Origin of the sequence: Kribbella antibiotica (genome assembly GCF_004349055.1) — a bacterium.
Classification (GTDB): Bacteria; Actinomycetota; Actinomycetes; order Propionibacteriales; family Kribbellaceae; genus Kribbella; species Kribbella antibiotica.
The window spans coordinates 1-21441 of record NZ_SMKX01000056.1 but is presented as its reverse complement, the minus strand read 5'-3'; the positions used below and the strand labels follow the sequence as shown (position 1 = coordinate 21441).

The 21441-nt window shown below is 67.0% G+C and carries 21 protein-coding genes; 11 read left to right on the top strand and 10 right to left on the bottom strand.

What is annotated here, in order from left to right:
* Positions 1-162: 162 nt before the first annotated feature.
* Positions 163-1512, bottom strand: a complete 1350-nt coding sequence (locus tag E1263_RS20120; RefSeq protein WP_132169581.1) for a serine hydrolase domain-containing protein — start codon at positions 1510-1512, stop codon at positions 163-165.
* 73 nt (positions 1513-1585) lie between these two features.
* Between E1263_RS20120 and E1263_RS20115 the strand changes: the two genes are divergently transcribed.
* Positions 1586-4831, top strand: a complete 3246-nt coding sequence (locus E1263_RS20115; RefSeq protein ID WP_165956687.1) for an AfsR/SARP family transcriptional regulator — start codon at positions 1586-1588, stop codon at positions 4829-4831.
* Here the strand turns inward: E1263_RS20115 and E1263_RS20110 are convergent.
* The 4 genes from E1263_RS20110 to E1263_RS20095 all read right to left on the bottom strand — a co-directional run bounded on the left by E1263_RS20110 (position 4818) and on the right by E1263_RS20095 (position 7208).
* A complete protein-coding gene (locus E1263_RS20110; RefSeq protein WP_132169577.1) occupies positions 4818-5444 on the bottom strand; it encodes a TetR/AcrR family transcriptional regulator in 627 nt (208 codons plus the stop codon). The two genes, E1263_RS20115 and E1263_RS20110, sit on opposite strands and share 14 nt — an antisense overlap.
* Positions 5445-5571: 127 nt before the next feature.
* Positions 5572-6084 carry a DinB family protein gene (locus tag E1263_RS20105; RefSeq protein WP_132169575.1) on the bottom strand — a complete coding sequence of 171 codons (513 nt, stop codon included), beginning with the start codon at positions 6082-6084 and terminating at the stop codon, positions 5572-5574.
* Positions 6081-6611, bottom strand: a complete 531-nt coding sequence (locus E1263_RS20100) for a DinB family protein (RefSeq protein WP_132169573.1) — start codon at positions 6609-6611, stop codon at positions 6081-6083. Before E1263_RS20100 ends, E1263_RS20105 begins: the two co-directional genes overlap by 4 nt.
* A 186-nt stretch (positions 6612-6797) precedes the next feature.
* Positions 6798-7208, bottom strand: coding sequence for a DUF2000 domain-containing protein (locus E1263_RS20095; protein ID WP_132169571.1), 411 nt, complete (start codon positions 7206-7208; stop codon positions 6798-6800).
* Positions 7209-7286: 78 nt separating this feature from the next.
* Here E1263_RS20095 and E1263_RS20090 point away from each other — a divergent pair, with 78 nt between their 5' ends.
* Positions 7287-7736 carry an Lrp/AsnC family transcriptional regulator gene (locus E1263_RS20090; RefSeq protein ID WP_132169569.1) on the top strand — a complete coding sequence of 150 codons (450 nt, stop codon included), beginning with the start codon at positions 7287-7289 and terminating at the stop codon, positions 7734-7736.
* 16 nt (positions 7737-7752) lie between these two features.
* On the opposite strand, the gene paaK is transcribed toward E1263_RS20090, so the two are convergent.
* From paaK to paaI, 3 genes are read right to left on the bottom strand one after another with little or no spacing between them, the layout of a single operon-like run.
* Positions 7753-9048 (bottom strand): phenylacetate--CoA ligase PaaK, encoded by a 1296-nt coding sequence (gene paaK, locus E1263_RS20085; protein ID WP_132169567.1) that lies wholly within the window; start codon positions 9046-9048, stop codon positions 7753-7755.
* A gap of 10 nt (positions 9049-9058) precedes the next feature.
* Positions 9059-10264: a 3-oxoadipyl-CoA thiolase gene (pcaF, locus tag E1263_RS20080; protein WP_132169565.1), complete on the bottom strand. Its 1206-nt coding sequence runs from the start codon at positions 10262-10264 to the stop codon at positions 9059-9061.
* Entirely contained in the window at positions 10261-10686 is a 426-nt protein-coding gene (paaI, locus tag E1263_RS20075; RefSeq protein ID WP_132169563.1) for a hydroxyphenylacetyl-CoA thioesterase PaaI, read from the bottom strand. The genes pcaF and paaI overlap by 4 nt, the downstream gene beginning before the upstream one ends.
* A 76-nt stretch (positions 10687-10762) precedes the next feature.
* Here paaI and paaN point away from each other — a divergent pair, with 76 nt between their 5' ends.
* Complete coding sequence (gene paaN / locus E1263_RS20070) at positions 10763-12433, top strand: phenylacetic acid degradation protein PaaN (protein WP_132169561.1); 1671 nt, start codon at positions 10763-10765, stop codon at positions 12431-12433.
* Between the two features lie 23 nt (positions 12434-12456).
* Here paaN and E1263_RS20065 read toward each other — a convergent pair whose 3' ends face one another.
* Positions 12457-12816 (bottom strand): acetate and sugar kinases/Hsc70/actin family protein, encoded by a 360-nt coding sequence (locus tag E1263_RS20065; RefSeq protein WP_132169559.1) that lies wholly within the window; start codon positions 12814-12816, stop codon positions 12457-12459.
* A 110-nt stretch (positions 12817-12926) separates the two neighbouring features.
* Positions 12927-13202 (bottom strand): hypothetical protein, encoded by a 276-nt coding sequence (locus E1263_RS20060; protein WP_132169557.1) that lies wholly within the window; start codon positions 13200-13202, stop codon positions 12927-12929.
* Between the two features lie 172 nt (positions 13203-13374).
* Here E1263_RS20060 and E1263_RS20055 point away from each other — a divergent pair, with 172 nt between their 5' ends.
* From E1263_RS20055 to E1263_RS20020, 8 genes are all read left to right on the top strand, one after another.
* Positions 13375-14265: a helix-turn-helix domain-containing protein gene (locus E1263_RS20055; protein ID WP_132169555.1), complete on the top strand. Its 891-nt coding sequence runs from the start codon at positions 13375-13377 to the stop codon at positions 14263-14265.
* Positions 14262-14465, top strand: coding sequence for a DUF397 domain-containing protein (locus tag E1263_RS20050; RefSeq protein ID WP_132169553.1), 204 nt, complete (start codon positions 14262-14264; stop codon positions 14463-14465). The genes E1263_RS20055 and E1263_RS20050 overlap by 4 nt, the downstream gene beginning before the upstream one ends.
* Before the next feature lie 32 nt (positions 14466-14497).
* Positions 14498-15016 carry a flavin reductase family protein gene (locus tag E1263_RS20045; protein ID WP_132169551.1) on the top strand — a complete coding sequence of 173 codons (519 nt, stop codon included), beginning with the start codon at positions 14498-14500 and terminating at the stop codon, positions 15014-15016.
* 9 nt (positions 15017-15025) lie between these two features.
* Positions 15026-16057: a zinc-dependent alcohol dehydrogenase family protein gene (locus E1263_RS20040; RefSeq protein WP_132169549.1), complete on the top strand. Its 1032-nt coding sequence runs from the start codon at positions 15026-15028 to the stop codon at positions 16055-16057.
* Between the two features lie 208 nt (positions 16058-16265).
* Positions 16266-17543, top strand: a complete 1278-nt coding sequence (locus E1263_RS20035) for an ABC transporter substrate-binding protein (RefSeq protein WP_132169547.1) — start codon at positions 16266-16268, stop codon at positions 17541-17543.
* 43 nt (positions 17544-17586) lie between these two features.
* A complete protein-coding gene (locus E1263_RS20030) occupies positions 17587-18486 on the top strand; it encodes a carbohydrate ABC transporter permease (protein WP_132169545.1) in 900 nt (299 codons plus the stop codon).
* 35 nt (positions 18487-18521) lie between these two features.
* Positions 18522-19382 carry a carbohydrate ABC transporter permease gene (locus tag E1263_RS20025; protein ID WP_420323385.1) on the top strand — a complete coding sequence of 287 codons (861 nt, stop codon included), beginning with the start codon at positions 18522-18524 and terminating at the stop codon, positions 19380-19382.
* Positions 19383-19522: 140 nt separating this feature from the next.
* Positions 19523-21145, top strand: a complete 1623-nt coding sequence (locus E1263_RS20020; RefSeq protein WP_238161340.1) for a hypothetical protein — start codon at positions 19523-19525, stop codon at positions 21143-21145.
* The last annotated feature ends 296 nt before the right edge of the window (positions 21146-21441 follow it).

Sequence of the window (21441 nt, the reverse complement as noted above, 5' to 3'; positions counted from 1 at the left end):
TCGCCTTCTCTTTGGGCACGAGGTCCATCTTTGGGCACGCATCAACCATTTTTGCGGCCTCAGAATGGTTGGTGGGCCCCCAAGGTTGGGGAAGACGCACAAAGAGCAGTCCGCCGGTTGTCGAGTGGCGGGCTGCTCTTTGGGCGCGAAGGGGGTGTTGGGTCAGTGGGGGATGTCGGCGAAGGCCAGGGGTTCGCGGGTGCAGAGATAAGTTGCCCAGTGCAACTTCATGGGGGTGCCGGTGGCGTCTCTCGTGATCGTGAGGAGCTCGCCGACCTCGCGGCCGGAGATCGTGCGGTAGGTGTCGTCAGCGATGCGCTCGAAGACGGCGGGGGCCTGCCAATCGGCGGCGGCGGGGGACTTGGCCTGCAACACCCCGCCCTTCACGGTGAAGTTGAAGGGGGAGCCCTCGGTCCACCACGGCCCCAGTACGCCGGTCAGTTCGACGGGGACCGGGGTGCCGGGCAACCAGGGGTCGGTGGGGAGCGGGTCCTGCTCCAGGACCGTGGTGATCAGGTCGATGGCCAGCGCCGACGGGGCCGGGGCCGAGGTGGACGCCTGGAGGCAGATGCCGGCGGTGCCGGAGGCGCGGTGGACGAAGGTCGAGGTGATGTGACCGGGCATGCCGCCGTCGTGGCCGACGTACAGGTCGTTGCCGCGGCGGAAGAGCATGAAGCCGAGGCCGAAGGCGAGTTGCCAGCGGGCGGTGTCGGCCATGATCTGGACCTGGCACATCTCCTCGAGGGTGTCCTTCGACAGCACCTCGGAGACCGGGTTCGCGACGAACATGGCCCACTTGGCCAGGTCTGCCGCCGTACTGGCGAGACCGCCGCAGGCCGCCATCGCCTTGATGTCGAGCAACGGCTCCACGACCGGTACGTCGGAGAACGGCGGCACGTAGTAGCCGGTCGCGGCGGGTCCGCCGTCCATGCCGACCGTCGTACGGCGCATCTCCAGCGGATCGAGGATGCGCGCCTTGATGGCGTCGTACCAGGGTTTGCCGTCGAGCCTGGCGACGACCTCGCCGAGGAGTGAGTAGACGAGGTTCGAGTAGTGGAAGCGGTGGTGCGGTTTGCCGACGCGGTCGGCGTCGTTCCAGCCGGCGACGAGCTCGTCACGGTCCGGGAACTTCATCAGGTCCCAGACGTCGCCGACGGGTTCGCGCTGCATGCCGCTCGCGTGGCTGAGCATCTGCCGGATGGTGACGTTGCCGTGTTTGCTCTCCGGGACGTGCGTCTCCAGCGAATCGTCCAGGCTGAGCTTGCCCTCGTCGCGCAGCGCCAGGATGGCGACCGCCGTCAGCGTCTTGCTCTGCGAGGCGATCAGGAACTGCGAGTCCGCGGTCGGCGGTACTCCGGGGTTGGCCAGGTCGGCGGAGCCGGCGCCATGCGACCAGGTCAGCGATCCGGCGCGGGCGACGGCGCCGACCACGGAGGGGACGCGGCCGGTGGCCTGGCGGTCGGCGACGAGTCGGGTGAGGGCGGTCTGCGTCTGCGCAGCGAGTTCGGTCACGACAGTCGACAATAAGCGAGGGAGATGACAAAAGGCAGAGCCGTGGGGAACCCGTATGTGCGAGGCTGGTGCAGTGCGCATAGCGGTGCTCGGTCCTCTCGCGATGTGGGCGGCCGACGGAACTCCGCTCGACGTCCGCGGCGTCCGCCTGCGCGGGTTGCTGGCGCGGCTCGCGCTGAATGCCGGGAAGCCGGTCAGCGTCGACACTTTGGTCGACGGTCTGTGGGGCACCGGAGCGCCCAGCGCCAACGCGCTGCAGTCGCTCGTCTCGCGGTTGCGGTCGAGTCTGCCCGCGACCGAGTCGAGTATTTCGATCCAGTCCGGCCCGGCCGGCTACACGCTGACGATCGGTCCGGACTGCGTCGACGCCCAGCAGTTCGAAGACCTCGTACGGCGCGGTCGCGCGCTGCTTGGCTCCGATCCGGAGCAAGCACACTCGCTGCTTTCGCAGGCCGAGAAGCTCTGGCGCGGTGACGCTTTCGCGGACCTGCGCGACCTCCCGTTCGCGCAGATCGAGGCGGATCGGCTGACCGAGCTCCGGCTCGGTGCCGCCGAGGATCTCGCCGAGGCCGCCGTCACCTGCGGCCGGGCCCGCGACCTCATCACCGAGCTCGAACACCTCGCCGCCACGCATCCGCTCCGCGAACGCCTCCACGAGCTCCTGATCCGAGCCCTCTACGCCGACGGCCGCCAAGCCGAGGCACTGTCGGCGTACGAGCGAGTCCGTACGACGCTCGCCGAGGAGCTCGGTGCGGATCCGGGCGCGCGGTTGCGCGACGTCCATGTCGCGGTTCTGCGCGGTGAGATCGTCGACCCGGTCGCGGTCACCACGCCGGCGCCGATGCCGGCCGAGCCGAAGAGCAATCTGCGCGCCCCGATGACGAGCTTCGTCGGCCGCCATGAGGATGTCGCCGAGCTGACCCGCCTGCTGAGCAACGGCACTCGCCTGGTCACGATGGTCGGTCCTGGTGGCGCCGGGAAGACCCGCCTGGCGACCGAGACCGGTCGGACACTGGTCGAGCAGAGCGGTGACGGCATCTGGCTCGTCGAACTCGCGCCGCTCGGCGACGCGGCCGAGGTGGCCCCCGCCGTACTGTCTGCTCTCGGTGCGAGCGAGTACGTCGATGTGGTGCCACCGTCGAGTCTCGTGCCCAAGCAGTTGCGGGCAAGTCGGGCGGCGACTGAGCGCCTGGTCGAGGTGATCGCCGACAGGCGGGTCCTGCTGGTGCTCGACAACTGTGAGCACTTGGTCCACGAGGTCGCCGGGTTGGTCGACTCGCTGCTCGCGGTGTGCCCAAGGCTGCGGGTGCTGACGACGAGTCGCGAGCCGCTGAGCATTCCGGGGGAGCACCTCCATCCGGTCGGGCCGCTCGGCCTGCCGCCTGAAGACGCGTCGAGCGATGAGTACGCCGCGGTCCAGCTGTTCGTCGACCGGGCCCGCGCGGTTCGGCCCGACTTCGAGCTGACCGACTCGAACCGGATCGCTGTCGCCGAGATCTGCCGCCGGCTCGACGGAATGCCACTGGCCATCGAGCTCGCCGCCGCGCGGCTGCGGGCGATGACGCCGGAGCTGATCGTCGATCGGCTCAAGGACCGGTTCCGCTTGCTGACCAGCGGTTCGCGGACCGCACTTCCCAGGCATCAAACGCTGCGTGCGGTCGTCGAGTGGAGCTGGGATCTCCTCGACAACGACGAGCAGGCAGTCGCCCGTCGACTCTCCCTGTTCTCTGGTGGCGCCACTTTGGAAGCCGCCGAGCAGGTCTGCAGTGACGACAACCTGCCGCCCGAGGCGGTGCTCGGCGTACTGGCTTCTCTTGTCGACAAATCGCTCGTCGAAGCAGTTTCCGGCGAGCGGTCCGTGCGCTACCGAATGCTCGAGACAGTCCGCGCGTACGGCGCCGAGCAGCTCGCGGCCGCTGGTGAGCGGGATCGGGTCCGGCAGGCGCACACCACCTACTTCCGGCGGCTGCTGCGACAGGCCGCACCGAAGCTCCGGACCCGCGCGCAGGTCGAATGGATCGCCCGGCTGAAGGCGGATCACGACAACCTGACCGATGCGCTGCGCAGTGCGATCGACTCCGGCTCGGCGCGGAACTCGGTGCAGATGGTCGCAGTCCTCGCGGAGTTCTGGAACGTGAGCGGCCGCCCGTCCGAAGCGGTCGGCTGGATGCGCGCAGCGCTCGCCGTACCGGGGCCGAGCGTGCCGGTCGAGCGGGCGATCACGCTGATGATGCTTTCCTTCGGCACCATGTCCACCGAAGAGGACGCGGTGGTGATGATCCCCAAAGCGTTGCGGTTGCTGGCCGAGGTTCGGCTGTTGTCGCGGCAGCACCAGATCGTCCACGACTCGGCCGTCGGCCGGTTCGTCAATGCGATGTGGGCGGCGCTGCGCCGCGACACCGTCACTGCGTTCACCGAGCTCGAGGCCGCGCGGGATCACCCGGAGCCGTGGACCCGGCACATGGCTTCGCTACTGCTCGCGATGTTCCGCGACAACGAGGGCGAACCTGTCCAGATGGACGCCGACCTCGGGGTCGCGCTCGAAGGGTTCCGGGAGCTTGGCGATCGCTGGGGTACGTCGATGGCGCTGCGCGGGATGGCGAGCCTGCAGGCCGCTCGCGGTGAGCACCAGGCCGCGCTGGATTCGCTCGAGGAGTCGATGCGGCTGTTCGCGGAGCTCGGCACCACCGAGGGCGCCGGGCAACTACTGGGGGCTGCCGCGGTCAGCAAGCTCGAGCTCGGCGACCTCGAAGGCGCCCGGACGACGCAGCAGCAGGCGCTGCGGATCGCCGAGGAGAACGGCTCCCGCGAGGGCGAGGCGATGTCGCTGTTCGGCTTCTCCCGCATCGAGTTGCGGGCCGGCCGGCTGGACGAGGCGAAGGAGCTGATCGAACGCGCCCAGTCGATGCTCGGTGACTCGTTCGATCGGATTGCACCGCACGGTACGGCGATGCTGCTGGCGCAGACCGGGCGGATCGACCTGCGGCGCGGCGATCTCACTTCGGCCCGCACCGCGAATCGGCAGGCGGTCGAGATCGCCATGACCAGCGCGGACATGCCGGTCACGGCGACGATCGTGGAGACCGCGGCCGAGATCGCTCTCGCGGACGGCGACGCGGAGCTCGGTGCGCGCACCCTCGGTCTCGCGGCCGCGTTGCGGGGTATGCGCAGCATGCCGGACGCCGACGTCCGCGCCGTCACCGAGCAGCTACGAGAGCAACTCGGTGCCGACGCATTCGAAACGGCGTACGCCGCTGGTGCGGCGCTGACGCGGGACGACGCCCTCGACGAACTGCGGAAGCGATTCAGCCCGTCATGAGCTGAACCGCCAGCTCCCGCAGGGAATTCTGCACCTTCTGCTCGGGCGGCCGCGGCTCGGCGAGCATCCAGTCGTAGACGACCGCGTTGACCGCGCCGAAGAAACTGAGACCGACGAACCGGAAGTCCCGGCGCTCGATCTCCCCCGTGGCCGCGGCCTTGTCACCGAGGTCGCGCACCCCTGCGATCAGCAGATCCCGGAACGCGAGCCGCTGCTCCTCGACCGCCGGACTCGTGCCGACGACCTCGACGAACGAGATCCGCGCCAGCCGTAGATCGGCCATGATGGTTTTCAGGTAGCTGTCGACCGCCGCGACGATGCGTTCCCGGACCGGCCGGCCATCGGTCTGCCGGATCGCATCCCCGGTGTTCCGGACGGTCAGCTCGATCACCTGCGCGTGCACCGCGAGCAGTACGGCTTCCTTGTTCTGAAACTCGTGGTAGAAGTGCCGTGTCGACACTTTCGCCTGTGTACACAGGCGTTCCACCGATGTCGCCGGATACCCTTCGGTCCCGAACAACTCCAATGCCGCGGCCAGCAATCGTTCCCGGCGCGCAGCCTTCCACTCCTCGACCGATCGCCCGGAATAGCGGCGTACGGAGGGTTCCCTCATTGCACCTCTTGTCGGCTACCCCGTGCCAGATCCCGGACATCCTATCCACCCCTTGGCGGCGCCGGAACCGGCCCGGTCGCCGTGACGGAGACCCGCCACGACAACCGGCCAGCCGGTTCGCAAACAGTCAGCTCATCGACTCGTAGCCGACCCCGCCGTCGAGCAGCTCGCGGACGATGTCGAGGTGCCCGAGATGCCGGGCCGTTTCCTCGATCAGATGACACAGCACGTACCGCACGGAGGCCCGCCCACTCTCCCGTACGACGGCCTGTTCGAGGTCCCCGAGGTCCATTGCGGCAACGACCGCATTCGATCTCGCATTCTCGGCCTCGTACTCGTCGAGCAGCTGCGCCAGCGGTACGTCGTCCACCAGCATCTCGGCGTCCGGATGACCATCCGCCGTCCATGGGGTCTGCCCGGTGTCGGGGACACCCGCGAGGTTCTGCTGGAACCAGCTGTACTCCACCCAGCGCAGATGCGCGACCAGGCCGGCGACATTGGTGAGCGGCGAGGTGGGGAGCACGACGCGATGCGCGTCCTCCTCGGTCAGGCCCTCGCACTTCACGCGGACGAGCGACCGAAGGTGGTCGAGCCAGCCGACAAGCTGCTCACGCTCGTCACCGGTCAGGGATGGTCTCATGCAGTCTCCTCAAGTTTGGTGTAGCCAGTGCGGCCATCGATCAATTCACGAATGATGTCGAGGTGCCCGACGTGCCGGGCGGTCTCCTCGATCATGTGGCAGAGCACGTAGCGCAGCGAGGCGGGTTCGCCTTGGCCGGTGCCCTTTTCCAGTGCGTCGAGCGAGAGGTCGGCGATCGCCGCATTCGAGCGCGCGCACTCGGCGTCGTACTCGTCGAGCAGCTGAGCGATCGGTACGTCGTCGACGAGCATCTCGGCATCGGGGTGGCCGTCTTCGGTCCACGGAGTCTGGCCGGTGTCGGGGACCCCGAGCACGCTCTGCTGGAACCAGCCGTACTCGTTCCAGCGCAGGTGAGCGACAAGCCCGGCCGGCGTCATCAACGGCGACGTCGGTACGACGTTGCGGTGGGCATCTTCTTCGGACAGTCCGGTGCACTTCATCCGGACGAAGGATCGCTGGTGATCCAGCCATCCGATCAACTGCTCACGCTCAGGCGCGGACAGTGCGGGACGCGGTACTGCGGTCATACGAGAGCTCCTGGTGCTGGGAGCTGCCCTCAGCCGCAGGCACGGCAGAAGGGCAGCACGACGGTTCGGTACAACATCGCACTCACCTCCTTCCGCGTAGAGCAGCACCGTACTACGCATCTTTGAGAACGCACCAACCATTTCCGCCGACGAAATGCGACTGGTGGGTGCACAAAGATGGCTTGGTCAGCGGTACAGCGCGAGTGCCCCGGTCAGGGAGTCGACGGCCTGGCGGGGACCGTGGATCGCGAGTCCGAGGTACTCGACGTCCTCCGGCTTGGTGCCGGCCAAGGTGTCGCTGAACTGCTCGTACGTCCTGGCCTGCTGGGCGATCTGATTCATGTCGTGCACGATCACGTCGTCGCGGGCCGCGGCTTGCGCCCGCAGCTCATGCAGCCGTTCCGGCGTCGCCTTGAGGACAGGGATCGGGTACGCCGACATGCCGGTGTGCGGATTTCCGCCGGCGTCCACGGTGTCGGCGCCGACTGTTTCGGCGTGCCGGTGGCCGAGGCCGACGCCGAGCAGTGCGGCGGTGTTGAGGGCGACCCCGATCGGGGCGTCGGTCGCAATCACGACCACGATCTTGTTCGTCAGCACCTCGGAAACCTAGCCCGACGTACAAGACCTCACGTCGTCTACCGAACATCGTTCGGCAGATCTGCGAAAATTGTGCACATGGACGAACTTGATACGGCGTTGCTGCGGATTCTGCAGAACGATGCCCGCCGCACCAACCGCGACATGGCCGCCGAGCTTGGCATCGCGCCGTCCACCTGCCTGGAGCGAATCCGCACTCTCCGCGAGCGTGGGGTGATCAGCGGCTACCACGCCGCTGTCGACCTGAAGGCGATCGATCGCGCGATGCAGGCGATCATCTCGATCAAACTGCGCCCCCAGGCGATGGCCGTCGCCACCGCCTTCCAGGACTACGTGATGCAGCTCCCGCAGACACTCGACATGTTCATGGTGTCCGGCGCCTCCGACTTCCTGGCCCACGTCGCGGTCAAGGATGCCCAGGCACTGCGAGACCTGGTCCTCGACCTCGCCAAACGGCAGGAGATCGCGGATATCCGCAGCTCGGTGGTCTTCGAGCACCAGCACCGCACAACCGTCCTTCCGCTGTGAGCACGGCGGGGCGGGGCTAGCGGTTGTCTTTGATGCGTTTGGCTTTGCCGAGGGAGCGTTCGAGGGCGTGCGGGTCGACGATCTCGATCTTGGCGGTGACGCCTACGCGGTCCTTGATGCGGCGGGACAATGCGGCGGCGGCCGTCGGGCGGTCGGTGAGGTCGGGGGCGGCTTCGACCTGGACGGTGAGTTCGTCCATGCGGCCGGGGCGGGTGAGGACACAGAGGTAGTGCGGGGTGAGGCCCTCGACTCCGAGGATCTGTTCTTCGATCTGGGTGGGAAAGACGTTGACGCCGCGGACGATCATCATGTCGTCGGTGCGGCCGGTGATCTTCTCCATCCGGCGCATGCCAGGGCGCGCCGTACCGGGGAGGAGGCGGGTCAGGTCGCGGGTGCGGTAGCGGAGGACGGGGAAGGCTTGTTTGGTGAGGGTGGTGAAGACGAGCTCGCCTTCGGAGCCGTCGGGGAGGACCTCGCCGGTGACCGGGTCGATGATCTCCGGGTAGAAGTGGTCCTCCCAGATGTGCAGGCCGTCCTTGGTCTCGACGCACTCCTGGGCGACGCCGGGGCCCATCACCTCGGACAGGCCGTAGATGTCGACGGCGTGCATGCCGGTGCGCTGCTCGACCTCGGTGCGCATCTGCTCGGTCCACGGCTCCGCGCCGAAGATGCCGATCCGCAACGACGTGTCGCGCGGGTCCAGCCCGCGGCGTTCCATCTCGTCGATGATGGCGAGGAAGTACGACGGGGTGACCATGATGATCCGGGCTCCGAAGTCGCGGATCAGATCGACCTGACGCTCGGTCATCCCACCGGAGATCGGTACGACGGTGCATCCGAGCCGCTCGGCTCCGTAGTGCGCGCCGAGCCCGCCGGTGAAGAGGCCGTAGCCATAGGCGACATGGCAGGTATCGCCCGCACGCCCACCGGCGGCCCGGATCGACCGCGCCATCAGGTTGGCCCAGGTGTCGATGTCCTGCTTGGTGTAGCCGACCACTGTCGGCCGGCCCGTCGTGCCCGACGAGGCGTGCACGCGCGACACCTCGGACTGCGGTACGGCGAACATCCCGAACGGGTAGTTGTCCCGCAGATCCTTCTTGCCGGTGAACGGCAACCGGCTCAGGTCGGAGAGCTCCTTCAGATCGCCGGGGGCGAACCCGACCTCGTCCAGCGCCTTCCGATAGTGCGGCACTTTCTCGTACGTCGTCGCAACAGTTGCCTGCAGCAACGACAATTGCCGGGACCGGAGTTCGTCCACCGACAGTCGTTCGCCGGCGTCCAGCAACTCCTCGGGGCACGCATCACCGAGCATCCAAGTACTCCTAAGGCTTGGCGAGCAGGGTCGCGATGCCCTGTCCGACGCCGATACACATGGTGGCCAGCGCGTACCCGGCATCGCGGTGGCGAAGCTCCAAGGCGGCGGTGAGAGCGAGACGGGCGCCGGACATCCCCAGGGGGTGACCCAGAGCGATGGCGCCGCCGTTCGGGTTGACGTGCTCCGCGTCGTCGGGAAGCCCGAGCTCGCGCAGCACTGCCAACGACTGCGAGGCGAACGCCTCATTCAGCTCGATCGCACCGACGTCCGCCAAAGCGACCCCAGTACGGTCAAGCAGCTTGCGGGTAGCGGGCGCAGGCCCGATCCCCATGATCCGAGGCGGTACGCCGGCAGTCGCCGTACCGACGATCCGAGCCAGCGGCGTGACGCCCAGGCGCTCAACCATCGCGCCGCTCATCACGAGCAGGGCGGCTGCGCCGTCGTTCACGCCGGAAGCGTTGCCTGCGGTGACCGTGCCCGGGGTGCGGAACGGTGTCCGCAAGCCAGCGAGCGCTTCGAGGGTCGTCTCGCGCGGGTGCTCGTCGGTGTCGACGACCGTCACGGCACCGCGCTTCCCCGGGACCTCGACCGGAATGATCTCCTCAGCCAGCCGCCCGTTCGCCTGAGCCTTGGCGGCGCGCTGCTGACTGCACAGTGCGAACAGGTCCTGGTCTTCGCGGGAGATGTTGAAGTCGGCGGCCAGGTTCTCCGCGGTCTCCGGCATCGAGTCGATCCCGTACTGCGCCTGCAATGCCGGGTTCACGAATCGCCAGCCGATGGTCGTGTCGAACACCTCGGCCTGCCGGGAGAATGCAGTAGTTGCCTTGGGCATCACAAAAGGTGCTCGCGACATCGACTCGACGCCACCGGCAATCAGTACGTCGTTGTCCCCAGCAATGATCGACCGGGCGGCATACGCGAGTGCGTCGAGACCGGACCCGCAGAGCCGGTTGATCGTCGTACCGGGGACCTCGACCGGGAGACCGGACAGCAGCACGGCCATCCGGGCGACGTTGCGGTTGTCCTCGCCTGCCTGATTGGCGCAGCCGAGGATGACGTCGTCGATCAGCGCCGGGTCGAGAGATGCGTGCCGAGCGAGCAGCGCGCGGATCGCGTGCGCGGCCAGATCATCCGGGCGGACGGTCGCCAGCGCACCGCCGTACCGGCCGATCGGCGTCCGGACTCCATCAACCAAGAACGCCTCGCGCGTCATGCGTGCTCCTCCACAATTTTTCCGGACAACTGGCGACTACGGCCACGGAACTCGGCGATCACGTCGTCGCCGCGGCGGACCGTCACGTCGTAGATCGCGTTCCGGCCGAAGGTCGTGCGCTCCGTCGCGGTAGCGGTCAGCAGGTCACCGCGCTGGGCAGGTGCGACGAAGACGATGTCGCAGGCCTGCGCGACGGTCACCTGATTCCGCGAGTTGCACGCGAAGGCGAACGCGGAGTCGGCCAGCGTGAAGACAAAGCCGCCGTGCGCGATCCCGTGCCCGTTCACCATGTCGTCGCGCACCGTCATCTCGACGGAGGCCAGACCTTCCGCGACGGCCACTAGGCGCATGCCGAGCGCGGCGGAGGCAGCATCGTCCGCCCACATCGCCGCGGCCACGCGGTTCGCCAGATCGTCGCCCATGCCGAAATTGCCCCTTCGTGAAGAGGTGATGTGACACTCTAGCCCCGATTACGACAATGACTGTAACATCAGGGTCATGACCTCGGACCTGCTCGCAGCTCACCGTGACCGTCTCGACGCCGCACTGACCGCGATCCGGTCCCGCGGCTACCACTCCGCGTTCCCGGAGTCCCCCAGCCCGCGCGTGTACGGCGAGACGGCGGCCGCTGACGGCCAGACCGCGTTCGAGGCCCACCTCGGTACGACGTACGCCGTGGAGACCCCCGGGTCCCGCGGCACGGTCATCACCGAGGAGTCGCCGTTCGGCATCAAGCTGGACGTGTCGTACCCGCGGACGGTCGAGGCCGGTCTGGACGAACTGCTCGAGGCGGCACGCAAGGGGCTGACCGGCTGGCGTAACGCCGGAGTGGACGGCCGGACCGGCGTCGTACTGGAGATCCTCGACCGGCTGCACAAGCGGGTGTTCGAGCTGGCCAACGCGGTGCAGCACACCAGCGGCCAGGCGTTCGTGATGGCGTTCCAGGCCGGTGGCGCGCACGCGCTCGACCGGGCGCTGGAGGCAGTCGCCTACGCGCACGAGGAGATGAGCCGCTACCCGGCCGACGCGCTGTGGGAGAAGCCGGCCAAGGGCGAGCCGATCCGGATGCAGAAGACCTTCACCGTCACCGGCCGCGGCGTCGCGCTGGTGATCGGCTGCAACACCTTCCCGACCTGGAACTCCTGGCCGGGCCTGTTCGCCTCGCTGGTGACCGGCAATGCGGTCGTCGTCAAGCCGCACCCGGGCGCGGTGCTGCCGCTGGCGATGACCGTCGAGGTCTTCCGCGAGGTGCTCGCCGAGGCCGGTTTCGACCCGAACCTGGTCACCCTGGCCGTCGAGAAGGCCGGTGACGGCCTCGCCAAGCCGCTGGCCACGCGGCCCGAGGTGAAGCTGATCGACTTCACCGGCGGCACCGAGTTCGGTGACTGGCTGGAGCAGAATGCGACGCAGGCCTCGGTCTTCACCGAGAAGGCCGGCGTGAACGCGGTCATCATCGACTCCACCGACGCCTTCAAGGCGCTGACCGGGAACCTCGCCTTCACGCTGGCGCTGTACTCGGGCCAGATGTGCACCACCACCCAGAACATCTTCATCCCGGCCGGCGGGATCGAGACCGACGAGGGACACAAGTCCTTCGACGAGGTCGGGGCCGGGATCGCCGGTGCGATGAGCAAGCTGCTCGGCGACGACGCGCGAGCGGTCGAGATCCTCGGCGGCATCGTGAACAACGCCGTGATCAGCCGCCTCGACCTCGCCGGCGAGTACGGCGACGTCGTACTGGAGTCGCGGGAGATCAAGCACCCGGCCTTCCCGGAGGCTGTCGTCCGGACGCCGCTGCTGGTCGCGCTCGATGCCAAGGACAGCGATGTGTACGGCCGGGAGTGCTTCGGGCCGGTCTCGTTCCTGATCAAGACCGCCGGCACCGCGGAGTCGATCGCGCTGTTCCAGCAGACCGTGATCGAGGGCGGCGCGATGACCGCGGGCCTTTACTCGACCGATGCCGGTGTCGTCGACCAGACCCGCGACGCCGCGCTCGACGCCGGGGTCGCGCTGTCGGAGAACCTGACCGGACCCGTTTTTGTGAACCAGTCGGCTGCGTTCAGTGATTTTCACGGCACTGGCGCCAATCCGGCGGCGAATTCGACCTATACCGACGGCGCATACGTTGCGAGTCGCTTCCGGGTCATCCAATCTAGGCGTCATGCCTGACGTTCTCTAGATTGCCGCAACTGTCAGGTCATCGCGGCGGATGATGCGTATCCGGCGAGAATGACAGGCAGTCCCGTCGCCTCGCGTAGTTGCTCGGCGAGGTGGCGGTGGTCCCAGCCTGGCAGAGCCAGATGGCTGAAGGTCGGCACAGCGACGACCGCGGTACCCGATGGCAGCCCGTCGAGTTCGTCGAGCAATGCATTGATCGCCGCCGGCATCGTGGCTGGTCGCTCTAGATAGATACAGCTCAAGTCGTATCCACGCTGCTCGGCGAACTCGGCAAAGTGCATCGGCACATCGAACGCGTCTGCAGTCTTCAGGAGCGATTCGAGCAGGTATCCGTAAATCCGCAACCGCGGCAGGTGAAGCGGTTCCTCTGGCATCGGTGCCTCCTTTTCACGCCAGCCGGGGAGTCGGCTCGCATCTGCTGAGCTGCGATGTGGATCAGCGGGCGGGCGCAGGCGCAGGGAAACCGGTACGCCCGCCCACTGGCTCAAATGGTGCGATCTCTCTTCTGCTGCGATCCATCGCGCGGCGGGACCTCCGCGGCGATGAGCTCGCCGTCCAGGTGGTGCGTCCCGCGCAGCCACCCCTCGAATGCCGGCTGCTGCGGCTCAGGGCACCGCTCCACGTAGATCCGGATCTCTCGCTCGGTCAGCGACGGAGGTTCCGACATTCCTGTTCCGCCCGTCACTGGTTTGAGGCGTACGACGCGGTCGATCCCCGCGTGCAGACCCAGGAACCCCGCCCCACTGGTCAGTTCAGTCACGACGCCATCACTCCTCGAAGTGGAATACGAGAGAGTGAAACATGCGTCATCGCAAGAAGCAAGCTCGCACGACGCCTCATATCCCCAAGTGAACTTGCCTAATGCGACGATGGGCGAGTGGCACTCGCACGGTGAGTGTTAAAGTCCGCGCATCAAGAGAGGTGGCGACGGCATGACCCAGGCCAGAAGCGGTTCCACGGTCCCGAGGCGACAACTTGGACGGCAACTGCGGGAGTTGCGGAACCAAGCCCGGATGACGGCAAAGGCCGCGGCCCAGGCCATGGATTTCTCTGAGGCAAAGCTGTTCAGGATGGAAGCCGGCGATGTGCCGATGCGTTCCCTCGAAGTTGAACGTATGTGTCAGATCTACGGTGCCCCGGACGATCTCACCCAGGCGATGGCCGCTCTCGCTCGCGAGACGAAATCCAAGGGCTGGTGGCATTCCTACTTGGATGTAGTCAGCGAGAACGCCGCTGTCTATGTTGGCCTTGAGTCGGCCGCTTCGGATCTGTCGGCATACCAGACCGACCTGATTGACGGTCTGTTCCAGACCGAGGCCTATGCTCGCGCGGTCATCGCTGCCAGCCACCCAGAGGCCGAGTTGCTGACCGCTGAGAGGATCGATCGGATCACCGAAATGCGGCTCGCACGCCGGATTCTCCTGACCCGTCCCACGGCGCCGCTGGCGGTCAGGGCGGTGCTCGGTGAGGCTGCGCTTCGTCGTCCGATCGGCGGGAGAAAGGCGATGGCCGAGCAGCTCGATCACCTGCTAGAACTGAGTGAGCTGTCCAACGTGGAGATCAGAGTCGTGCCACTCGAGGCGAGCAATCACCGTGGAGTGGGGTCGGGCTCGTTCTCGATCTTGTGCTATCCATCGAACGGGAGCGGACGGCTGGCTGAACCACCGACCGTCTATGTCGAAGGGTTTCTCGGGATGCTCTATTTGGATAAGCCGCAGGAGATCGAGCGGTATGAAGCAGCCTGGACGGACATCTGGGCGGCCGCCCTCGATGTGAAGAGCTCACAGAACTTCATCACGAAGATAGGCAAGGAACTGGCATGAGTGACCTGGACGCAGCAGCGTGGCGCAAGAGCATCCGGAGCAACGGCGGCGGGAACTGCATCGAGGTCGCGTTCCTTGACGACGGACGCGTGGCTGTCCGCGACACCAAGGACAGCGGAACCGGCCCGGTTCTGCGGTTCACGCCTGGCGAGTGGAATGCCTTCATCCTGGGTGTGAAGGATGGAGAGTTCGACCGTTAGGCCCAAGCCGGTGGAATAAGTACCGTGCAGGTATGACGATCCATGGCGATCATCCGTTCTTGCCGCCCGAGTCCGAGCGCAGTCCGGTACGCCGGCTGCGCGGGCGACTGCCATCGCCTGTCGGCCTGTGGACCACGTCGTGCGGCGGTAAGCGGGCCGGCCTGACCGTTTCGTCGATGCTCGTGGCCGACGGGGAGCCCGGGTTCGTGATCGGGCTGATCGACCCGGACTCGGACCTCTGGGAAACGTTGCACAAGGCAAAGACCGCTGTCGTCGCCCTGCTCGGCCAACCGCACCAGCAGTTGGCCGACGCCTTCGGCTACGTCGCGCCTGCGCCCGGCGGTCCGTTCCGGATGCTCGACTGGACCGACACCGACTGGGGCCCAGCTCCGGTCGGGGTGAGCACGTGGGCCGGCTGCACCCTCGTCACCCCCGACCCGCCCGAAGTTGGCTGGGCCCTGCAAGTCCAGCTGGAGATCGCCCACGTGGAGCTCGGAACGGACGACGTACCGGCGCTGGTTCATCGCCGTGGGCGGTACAGCACGATCTAAGGTGGGTTTATGCGAGCAACCACGATTCACGCGCCGTACGACATTCAGCTGAGTGACGTTCCGGATCCGAAGATCGACGGGCCGACCGACGCCCTGGTGCGGGTTGTTGCCTCGTGCATCTGTGGGTCGGACCTGTGGCCCTACCGGGGTGAGAACAAGATCAAGCCGGGCAGCCGGATCGGGCACGAGTTCGTCGGGATCGTCGAGGAGATCGGCGCCGACGTCCGCACGGTCAAGCCGGGTGACTTCGTGATCGCGCCGTTCGTGGTCAGTGACGGGACCTGTCCGCATTGCCGGGCCGGGTTCCAGACCGCCTGCGACAACCTGGTCGGTTACGGCAGCAGCCGCGCCGACGGCGGCCAGGGCGAGTACGTGAAACTCCCGTACGCCGATGGCACGCTGGTCGCGACTCCGGAGCTGCCGGACGAGGCAATGATCCCGTCGCTGCTGACGCTGTCCGACGTGATGGGGACCGGCTGGCACGCCGCTCGGTCCGCGCGGGTGAAGGCCGGCGACACGGTGGTTGTGGTCGGTGACGGTGCGGTCGGGCTGTCCGGCGTACTGGCTGCGGCGCGAATGGGCGCCGAGCGGGTCATCGCGCTGTCGCGGCACGAGTCGCGGCAGAAGCTGGCCGTCGAGTTCGGCGCCACGGACATCGTCTCCGAACGCGGTGAAGAGGCGCGGGAGGCCGTACTGGAACTGACCGGTGGGGTCGGGGCGGACGCCGTACTGGAGTGTGTCGGGACCGGGCAGTCGATGGAGACCGCGTTCGACGTTGCACGGCCCGGTGCGACGGTCGGGTTCGTCGGCGTACCGCACGGGGTCGAGGTTCCGATCGGGAAGATGTTCCGGCGCAACGTCGGGCTGGCCGGTGGGATGGCGCCGGTCCGGGCCTACGTCCCGGAGCTGATGGACGCCGTACTGGCCGGGGAGATCAACCCCGGGAAGGTCTTCGATCTGGACCTGCCACTGGCCGAGGTGGCCGACGGCTACAAGGCCATGCACGAGCGCCGGGCGATCAAGGTCATGCTCCGTCCGTAACGCTGAGTGGGCGGTCCGTAACACACATAAACGCTCATAACCGATCGAATGTGCGCGCTCTCATCGCCCCCGCGCGGTGCGATGACGGTTGCGCAACGCGCTTGCTTACATCGTTGACACACGAGTCGGTCGTGCCCAGAGTGGGGCGGTGTCAAGGGGGCATCGTTGTCAACGGCGGCGCCACAACTGCTTGATCGGAGAGTGCAAAATGCGTGGTGGTCTGAGCAAGACCTTCGCGGTGCTGAGCGCAGCGGGTCTTCTCGCGGTGAGCGCCTGCGGTAACAGCGGTGACGGCGGTGGCAGTGGGGACACCGCCACCAAGAACGTCACCGTCTTCACCTGGTGGGCCGACGGTGGTGAGAAGGCCGGTCTGGACGGTCTGGTGTCGGTGTTCAAGACCGACTGCAAGGACTACAACTTCGTCAACTCCGCGGTCGCCGGTGGTGCCGGTGCGAACGCGAAGCAGGTGCTGGCCAACGACCTGCAGGCCGGCAAGCCGCCGTCCACCTTCCAGGCGCACGCGGGTGCGGAGCTGAAGGACTACATCAACGCCGGTCAGGTCGACGACGTCAGCTCGCTGTACAAGGACTTCGGTCTGGACACGGCGTTCCCGAAGAACCTGATCGACCAGCTGACCGTCGACGGCAAGATCTACTCGATCCCGGCCAACGTGCACCGCGCCAACGTGGTGTGGGCGAACCCGAAGGTCCTGGAGAAGGCAAGCATCGACGGCACCAAGGCTCCGGCCACCGTCGACGCCTGGATCGCGGACCTGACCAAGCTGAAGAACGCTGGGGTCAAGGCACCGCTGGCCGTGTCCAAGGGCTTCGCCCAGGAGATGCTGGTCGAGGCCGTGCTGCTCGGCGAGCTGGGCACGGACGCGTTCAACGGTCTGTGGGACGGCAAGACCGACTGGGCCGGCGCGAATGTCACCGCCGCCCTGAACAAGTACAAGACGCTGCTGAGCTTCACCAACGTCGACCGTGAGTCGATCGACTGGCCGGATGCGCTGCAGTACGTGAACAAGGGCCAGGCCGGCTACACGCTGATGGGTGACTGGGTCGCCGCGCAGCAGTTGGCCGATGGTGTGAAGGAAGCCGACTACACCTACTGGCCGTCCCCGGGCACCGCGGGCACCTTCCAGTTCCTGGCGGACTCCTTCACGCTGCCGACCAACGGGCAGAACCCCGAAGGCACCAAGTGCTGGCTGAAGACCGTCGGCTCGGCCGAGGGCCAGAAGGCGTTCAACACCAAGAAGGGCTCGATCCCGGCCCGGTCCGACGCTGTTGCGGCGGACTACCCGAAGTACCAGCAGGCTGCGATGGCCGACTGGAAGAAGGACAAGATCGCGGGCTCCTGCGCCCACGGCTCGGCCTGCTCCGCCGGTCAGAACAACGACATCCTGTCCGCGCTGAGCCAGTTCAGTGGTGCGCAGGACGTCGCGAAGCTGCAGACGGCTCTCGGCACCGCGCTGAAGACGAGCTGATGCGGCGCGAGTTGGGGACCGGCTTCGAGGCGGTGAGCTGAGCATGCACGGAAGAATCCGGACCTGGGGCCCAGGCGCCCTGGTGCTGTTGCCGACCGTGCTGCTGCTCGGCTACTTCGTCTACGGGCTGATCGCGTGGACGTTCAACACGTCGCTCACTGCTCGGCACACGGCCCGCAAGGGCCCGGTCGATTACGTCGGCTTCGAGAACTACGCGAATCTGTTCGGTGAGGAACGGTTCGTCAACTCGCTGAAGAACCTCGGCGTGCTCACGGTGGCCTTCATCGTGGGCACGCTGATCTTCGGCCTGCTCTGGGCCCTGCTGCTGGAGAAGGGCGTCCCGGGGGAGAGCATCTTCCGGTCGGTCTTCCTGTTCCCGATGGCGGTCTCGATGATCGCCTCGGGTGTGGTCTGGAGCTGGTTGCTGAACCCGTCCCAGGGTGAGGACGCGCGCGGCCTGAACCGGCTGTTCTCGATCCTGCACCTGAACTTCCTCGAGAACCCGTGGTGGACCGCCGGCAGTCGGTGGACCACGATGATGTCGATCGCACTCCCTGCGGTCTGGCAGCTGTCGGGCTACATCATGGCGCTGTTCCTGGCCGGCTTCCGCGGTATCCCCGCCGAGCTGCGCGAAGCGGCCCGGGTCGACGGCGCCTCGGAGTTCAAGCTGTACCGGTACGTGCTGTTCCCGCAGTTGTCCCCGATCGCGCTCTCGGCGCTGATCATCCTGGGGCACATGTCGCTGAAACTGTTCGACCTGATCTACGCGATCACGGGGCCGAACCAGTTCCGTACCGAGGTTCCAGCGGTCTATATGTGGAACACGCTGCTACGGAGTGATCAGGCGAAAGCGGCTGGGATCGCGATCGTTCTGCTAGCCGTTGTTGCTGTCCTGGTGATTCCGTATGTCGCCTACACCGTTCGGCAGGAGGCAGACGAGTGAGCGCCGCAGATGCAACTGGTTCGGCCGCGGCGGCAATCCGTCGTACGCCGAAGAGTCGCGGGGTGATCGCGGACGGGTCGACTCGCAGGAGCCGGACGGTTCGCTACATCCTGCTGTTGTTGTTCCTCCTGTTCGTGCTGACGCCGGTGTACGTCGTCGTGATCACGAGCTTCAAGACGTCGCAGGACACGACCGCCGCCGCGCAGTGGTCGTTGCCGCAGACGTGGACGATCGAGCCGTGGCAGAAGGCCTGGACGGTCCTGCAGCCGTACATGATCCGCTCGCTCACGCTGGCGGTGCCGGCCGCGATCATCGCCTCGCTGATCGGCTCGGCGAACGGGTTCGTGCTGGCTCGATGGCGGTTCCCCGGCGCGAACCTGGTGTTCGCGTTCATCCTGTTCGGGATGTTCATCCCCTACCAGGCGGTGATGCTGCCGCTGCGGACGACGTTCACCGCGCTGGACGTCACCCGCGGAGTGCCGACGCTGATCCTGGCGCACTGCATCTACGGCATCCCGATCTGCACGCTGATCTTCCGCAACTACTACGCGACGGTGATCCCGACCGAGATCATCGAGTCGGCGCGGGTGGACGGCGCCGGGCTGATCCAGACCTATCTCCGGATCATCCTGCCGGTCTCGATCTCCGGTTTCGTGGTGACGCTGATCTGGCAGTTCACCTCGGTCTGGAACGACTTCCTGTTCGCGCTGTTCCTCACCCAGCAGAACAACGGCCCGGTGACACTCGGGCTCGCGGCACTGTCCGGTGGGCAGAAAGTCGACTACGCGGCCAGTATGGCGGGAGCGCTGATCACGTCGTTCCCGACGCTGCTCGTCTACATCCTGCTCGGGCGCTGGTTCATCGGTGGACTGATGGCCGGAGCCCTCAAGGGCTGATCGTTCGTCACGGCCTGTGTATCCCGGAGCGCCGGAATGCACAGGCCGTGGTTATTTGTTCACGGTGTGTCCAAACAGTTGTCCACAGGACGCGCCTGGGGGCCTGCGGTGGGCTGGCGGCGGGCGGTAACCTCACGAAGGTGACCAAGTCACCCCGAGGGCGAGACGGACGGCGCAATCACCTGCGCCTCGTCGATTCGAACCCTGACCCCACCCAGGCACCAGCGGCCGGCGTCGATGTCGACACCACGCCGAGTGTCGCCGTGCTCGAAACCCTGCTCGAGACCCTGATCTTCGACCTCGCCGCCGCTCCGCGCAGCCTGCACCCGGTGATCGCCGAAGCCTCGGTGGCGCGGTCGGCCGCGATGCTCGCCGACCAGCTCTGGCCGGCCGGGCGCCCCGACGAAATCGGTGAGGTCGAACGTTTTTTCTGGGCCGACGCCGCCCGCGTGCTCGGTGAGCGCCGTGATCCCGAGTCGTTCCACCTGCTGACTTCCCTGGCCCGTACGGTCGGTCCGGCCGGCCGACTGCCCTTGCAGCGGGCCCACCTGTCCCGGTTGCGCACCGAGGACGAGGTGCCGGACTGGGTCACCCGGATCGCCGGATTCCGGCTCACCAGCGCCATCGTGTCCGAGGACATCACCGGCGACGGACTGAGCGTCGTACTGGATTATGACGACGAGCAGCATCCGCACACCGTCGTCGTCTTCATCGACAACAACATCGGCGCGATCGTGAAAGACGTCTTCGTCGGCCCGCCCGTCGATCGCGTGCTCGACGCCTATCAGCGCGGCGGCCGCGTCACGATCAGGACCGTGCGCCCGCCGACCGCCGCCGGAATCATCCTGCAGGCCCTCGGCGAAACCAACGACTACGACGACCCACCGGTGACCGAGGACTTCGAATTCTTCTCGGCCCTGCTGGTGAATCGCCTCACCCAGTTGCCCGAGCGCCCCATCCGTCCGCCGATCCGCCCGCTGCTGTCCCCGCGTCAGCGCGACAAGCTGGTCGACGACTTCCTCGACTCCACCGCGGGCCTCCCCGACGACGCCGCCGACATCGTCCGCCTCTGGATCGACCACGCCGTCGACCACACTGTCGGCGGTCCGCTGCGAGTGAGCGCCGTACTGGTCGAGCTCTTCCTCGCCCACTGGCTCCCCCGCAAGGTCCTTGCCGACAGCACCTACTTCGCCGCCGTACCGGTTGTCGTCAAAGCCTGGCTCGCCTACGCCGGTGACCGCACCCAGTTGGCCCTCGACGTCGTCGAAGAAGCCGTCGACGCCGTCGACGTCTGGAGCCCAGCCCTCGAAGCCGCCGCCATCATCGACCCCGTCGGCGAACGCGTCCTCCTCGACGACACCACCAGCGACCTGGAAGACGCCTACCGAGCCCTCTCCGGCCTAGGCACCCCACCCCAGCCAGACCTCCAAGGCCTGGACAAGTCCCAAGCCGCAACCCTCTCGGTCCTGGCCCCCCACGCCTGGCTCATGGCCGGCGAAACCCTAGGCAACGCCTACGCCCCCGACGCCTTCGACATCGCCGAACGCCTAGTCCGCGAAGCCCCCGACCTCCTGGCCAAAGCCCGCCTCTCGACTTGGCCCCGAGCCATCGTCTGGCTCCTCGCGCATCGGCATCGCCTAGTAGGCCCCGGCGAAACGCTAACCCCGTACTCGTTGGCCGCGGACCTGGCGTCGTCCCCCGCCACCCTCCGCAAAACCGCCAAGCTGTTGACCGACACGCTAATCCTCCCCACCCTCACCTAGCCCGCACCCGCCAACGTCTCAGGGGTCAACCCCGGAGATTGTGGGTTGCACCACCGGATTCTCCTGCTGCAACCCACCATCTGAGGGGTCAACCCCTGGGCTTGTGGGTTGCACCAGCAGGCATGGGGTGGCGTGCGGATTCCCGTGATCCGGCCGTTGTTCGGTCGCCGGGTCTTGAACGTCTGAGGGGTCAACCCCTGAGCTTGTGGGTTGCACCACCGGATTCTGCTGGTGCAACCCACCATCTGAGGGGTTGGCCCCTGAGATGGTGGGGGGCGGAGGTGGCGGCCGGATGG